This is a genomic window from Foliimonas ilicis (genome assembly GCF_039939195.1).
GTDB classification, from domain to species: Bacteria; Pseudomonadota; Alphaproteobacteria; order Rhizobiales; family Rhizobiaceae; genus Foliimonas; species Foliimonas ilicis.
Genome location: NZ_JBDUUH010000025.1, coordinates 1 through 2,399, shown reverse-complemented (window position 1 = coordinate 2,399; position 2,399 = coordinate 1). Strand labels below are relative to the sequence as shown.

At 61.0% G+C, this 2,399-nt stretch carries 3 protein-coding genes; all 3 read left to right on the top strand.

Going from position 1 to position 2,399, the window contains the following annotated elements:
• Positions 1-575, top strand: a 575-nt coding sequence (locus tag ABFT80_RS27945; RefSeq protein WP_347975221.1) for a TRAP transporter substrate-binding protein, incomplete at its 5' end; no start/stop codon positions are given.
• Complete coding sequence (locus ABFT80_RS27940; protein ID WP_347975220.1) at positions 572-1,114, top strand: TRAP transporter small permease; 543 nt, start codon at positions 572-574, stop codon at positions 1,112-1,114. The genes ABFT80_RS27945 and ABFT80_RS27940, both read left to right, overlap by 4 nt.
• The gene (locus tag ABFT80_RS27935; RefSeq protein WP_347975219.1) at positions 1,111-2,370 is read left to right on the top strand and encodes a TRAP transporter large permease; all 1,260 of its coding nucleotides are present in this window, start codon (positions 1,111-1,113) and stop codon (positions 2,368-2,370) included. Before ABFT80_RS27940 ends, ABFT80_RS27935 begins: the two co-directional genes overlap by 4 nt.
• Positions 2,371-2,399 lie beyond the last annotated feature (29 nt).

Genomic DNA, 2,399 nt, shown 5'->3' with positions numbered 1-2,399 from the left:
TCCTTTCCTGGTGGAACAACGGCATTCGCGAGACGTCGAACTCGAAGAAGCCGATTGTGGTTCCTGGCGATCTTGCTGGCATGAAGATCCGCACACCGCCGGACCCGATGACCATCGACATCTTCGAGGCTCTCGGCGCATCGCCAACGCCGATGGCGTTTTCGGAGCTCTACATCGCCCTGCAGCAGGGTGTCGTCGACGGGCAGGAAAACCCGCTCATCAACATTCATTCGTCGAAGCTGCAGGAAGTCCAGCCCTTCATTTCGATGACCAATCATAAATACGAATCGACGCCGCTCCTTGCTTCGAAGATCGTGTTCGACACGCTGTCACCGGAAGACCAGCAGATCATCCGCGATGCAGCGAAGGAAGCGGGCGAACTGAACCGTCAGATGGTGCGCGAGCAGACCGAAACGCTGCGCGGCGAGATGGAAGCCGAAGGCATCAAGTTCAACGATGTCGATCCAGCCCCGTTCGTCGAGGCGACCCAGCCGGTCTACGACAAGTGGCGTGCCCAGTATCCAGAACTGGTCGACGAACTCGTCGCGGCAGCCAAGGAAGCCGGCGCAAAATGACGACGTCGTCAAACTCTCCCGCCTTGCGTTTCGCTGACGGCATCGGCCGCGTCATCGACGTAATCGCCGTCACCATCGCCGTCGGCTCCGTCGTCGCCATCTTTCTGGCGCTGATGGCAGAGGTGGTCATCCGCTATTTCACCTCGTCAGGCCTTGGATGGCCAAACGAGGTTCCGAACCTGCTTTTCCCATGGCTCGTCATGGGCGGCATCGTCGTCGGCGCGCAGCGTGGATCCCACATCGCTGCCGAGGCGATCCGCTCATTCATCAGCGATTCCCAACTGCGCGTGCTTCTGGCCTTCATAAACCTTCTCGTCGCGGCCTCCTTCGCGTTTCTCGCCTATCTGTCGCTTCAGGTTATCGCCATTACCAAGACGCAGGTGTTCCCGATGACCGGACTTGGCCAGGCCTGGGCATACAGTGCACTGCTTTTCGGCTTCGGCGGCATCGCGCTCGCCTCGCTTGTCAATTTCGTACGTGTCCTGTGCTGCGAGGATCCTCGCAACGTGCACAACACCGATCCGGAGCACATCACATGACCGCAATCATGAGCGGAGTTTTCGCCGTCCTGCTGGCACTCTCCGTGCCCGTCGGCTACGGCCTCATCATCGCGGCAGGCGTCGCCATCCTGTGGGTCGGCGGCACACCAACCGTCGTCGCCGTCGTAAAACTGTTCCAGCCGACGCAGAGCTTTCCGCTGCTCGCCATCCCCTTCTTCATTCTCTCCGGCTCGCTGATGATGTCGGGAACGCTCGGCCAGAAGCTCGTGCAGTTCGCCGCAGCCCTTGTCGGGCGCTATCATGGCGGCATGGGACAGGTGACCGTCGTCGGCTCGACCATCTTCGGCGGCGTTTCCGGCTCGGCGGTGGCCGAAGCCTCAGCGCTGGGCTCGATGCTGATCCCGTGGCAGAAGCGCGAAGGCTATCCGGGCGGCTTCGCTGCCGCGGTGACTGCCTCGTCCTCCACGATCGCAGGCCTCATCCCGCCCTCGATCCCGCTCATTCTCTACTCGACCGTCTCGAACGCCTCCATCGCCTCGCTGTTTTCGGCAGGCATCCTGCCCGGCCTGCTGCTGGCATTCGGCTTCATGATGGTCTGCTACCTGTCCGGCAGGCTGCGCAATTTCCCGCGGCTGGCCAAGAAGGATCAGCTCAACACCATCGGCCAGACCTTCGTCTCCGCCCTGCCGGCACTGCTGATGCCGTTCTTCATCGTCGTGCTGCTGCGTGCCGGCATCGCAACGCCGACGGAAGTCAGCGTTATCGCCGTCTTCTACGCCCTCGTCGTCAGCACGCTTCTTTACCGCGACCTGACCGTCGCCCGCATCCACAGCGCCCTGGTCAACACGGTCGTCACCACCGGTCTGGTCATGCTGGTCATCACCGCATCCAGCCTTGTTGGCCATGTGCTGATCTCCGAGCGTGTTCCCACGATCGTTGCGCAATGGGCTCAGGAAGTGCTGGTCAACCCGATCCTCATCATCCTGATGATGAACATCATCATGCTGGTCGTCGGCATGTTTCTCGATCTGCCTGCCGCCATCCTGCTGCTCGGCCCGACCTTCGTGGCCATCGGACAGGCGATCGGCATGGATCCCATCCAGCTCGGCGTGATGATCTGCATCAACCTGTCGATCGGCCTCTTCACCCCGCCCATTGGAACCACGCTGTTCATCGGCGCGGCAATCGCCCGCGTGCCCATCGGCACCGTCGTCAAGGAACTCTGGCCATTCTACCTCGTCGCCCTTACCGTCCTGATCCTCATCTCATATGTCCCTGCTCTAACAATTTACTGAGGTTCGGAAATGACCAACAAGACAATCGC